This is a genomic window from Chthonomonas sp. (assembly GCF_035294505.1).
Lineage (GTDB): Bacteria > Armatimonadota > Chthonomonadetes > Chthonomonadales > Chthonomonadaceae > Chthonomonas.
On sequence record NZ_DATGKU010000166.1, the window covers coordinates 1 to 2,349 of the forward strand.

Annotated in this window: 2 protein-coding genes; both read left to right on the forward strand. The window is 56.8% G+C overall.

The window, feature by feature from the left end:
- On the forward strand, positions 1 to 1,416 hold a 1,416-nt coding region (locus tag VKV18_RS09470), incomplete at its 5' end, for a BACON domain-containing protein (protein WP_324203963.1).
- 222 nt (positions 1,417 to 1,638) lie between these two features.
- A partial coding sequence (locus tag VKV18_RS09475) for a right-handed parallel beta-helix repeat-containing protein (RefSeq protein WP_324203964.1) occupies positions 1,639 to 2,349 on the forward strand: 711 nt, incomplete at its 3' end.

Consider the following 2,349-nt stretch of genomic DNA (forward strand, 5'->3'; position numbering starts at 1 on the left):
AGCGGCCAGTCAGCCCCCACTACCGACTACGACGGCAACACCCGCCCGCAGGGCTCCCGCTGGGACAGCGGCGCCTATGAGTATGTGGCCACGATCACTTGCTCCTACAGCCTTTCCGCTTCCTCTGCCTCCTACTCTCCAAGCGGCGGTACAGGCAGCGTGAATGTGACCTCTGCCTCCGGCTGTAGCTGGACGGCTTCCAGCAACGCCTCCTGGATCACCATCACGGCCGGAAGCTCCGGCAGCGGCAGCGGCTCGGTGAACTACTCCGTCGCAGCCAACACCAGCACCAGCTCCCGCACCGGCACCCTCACCATCGCCGGCCAGACCTTCACCGTCACAGAAAGCGGTGCGGTAATCCCGTCTCCCAGTGGAGGCGCCGATGTGGTCGCCGGAGTCTATGCGCCGAGCACCGGCTCCAGCTCCGTCTATTTCTACACACTTTCCGGTAATTCCATCCAGGGTACGACCAGCTCCTGGCGTGTCTCTCCATTTAGTCTCTCGTATGCACCGGATGGGTCGCTCTTATATATAAACCTCACCTCCGGCATGACGGATATCTATCCGGTCACCAATGGCCTAGCTGGAAGCACACTCTTTGCTACTTTACCTTCCCCGCTGGGCATCGATGACAATGGACCGGTGATCTCCTCCGATGGTCTGTATATCGCACGGCCTATGGACTCAGCCGATTCCGGCGCCGGAGTGCAGATCTTTCAGAAGTCTGGTAGCAGCTACCTCCCGCTCTCCACAGTCACCTATGGACCTTATGCGAGCTTCAGTGCTTCCTTTGATCCTTATGCTAACCACTTGGCGGTAGCCTTGAATGGAAGCGGAAGCACTCCCCCCGTGACGCCCATTATCTTCAAACGTAACGGAAGCACGTTTAGCCGTCTGACGGGCCAGCCGAACGTGCCCTTTCAGGATACCTATCCCTATGAACACTCGCTTGTAGCCTTTTCTCCCGATGGCGCTTATCTCTACGCCACCGATGAAGGTAGCGATGCTACTGGGAACAACTTCCGTATCTATACCGTAAAGGGAGACACCTTCACCTGGTTGAGCGGACAACCAAATGTACAGCCGGCTAACCCCGGCCCCATCGCCGTCAGTCCGACCAACACCTATATCGCAATCTCGAATACTTATTCCCACCCTTATCTGCTGATCTACAAGCGCTCCGGCAATACCTTCACCCTCTTGCCCTCTCCGGCAACACCTCCCAACTCCCAAGTAACAGCCTTGACCTTTACGCCGGATGGCCAATATCTTGTCGTGGCCGAAAGCCAATACCCCTTTATCCTCGCCTACCAAATCAATGCCACGACCGACACTTTCACCGCGCTACCCAAACCAGCCCTGCTCCCACCAGCCGCGTTTGAGTCGCTTTCTTCGGTTAAGGTGGCCAGCAAATAGTCCCTTGCCGCGTTGGGGCGGCTTCCGTTCGCCCCAACCTCCGCTCCCAACGCAAACGCCTCTTAGCTACAGGCAATCCTCAATAATCGGAATCCATTAAACAGTCTCCGGCCCGGCTAGCTGACGCAGTGCGGAAGCCAAACTTCCGCCCGTTTTCAACCCTCCAAAGATCTCGCATGTTTTGGCCGTTAGCGTGCAAATCCAGAGGGTAGGCAAAACGCAATGAAAACCGTAGCAGTATCGATCTTGGCGCTCACCCTCACAGCCGCAGCCTTCTCCTTTGGAAAACACTCCGCAAGCTGCCCGGCAGAAACCCTGTGCGTGGGTCATGGCCAGCGCTATTCCACTATTCAGGCAGCCGCAAACGCAGCCAAGCCTGGGCAGACCGTTCTCGTGGAAGATGGAACTTACGCCGGATTTCACAGCGTGCATGCGGGCACAGCAACCGCTCCCATCATCTTCAAGGCTCATGGCGCCCACGCAGTCATCAATTCGGCCGGTGACTCCAATGGCGACTGCATCAATATCGAGAACACAGATGATGTGATCGTAGACGGGTTTCATCTGACCGGATGCGGCCGGGCGGCCATCCGCGCTGCCCTCGCTACCGGCGTGATCATTCGAAACAATGTCATCACCGATAGCGGCATGTGGGGGATCTTTACCGCTTTTGCACCAAAAGTGCAAATCCTGAACAACAAAGTTTCTCAAACCAGGGGACAGCACGGCATTTACGTCTCAAACAGCGATGTGCAGGACGACGACCCGGTCATTCGCGGCAATGAAGTCTCGGGCAGTGCTCAAAACGGCATCCAGCTCAACGGCGATTGCCAAACTCCTGACCCCAACGGCCGCACCGACGGCATCATCAGCGGCGCACTGATAGAAGGTAATCTAGTTCACGATAGCGGAAACAAAGGTTTTAGTTTAATC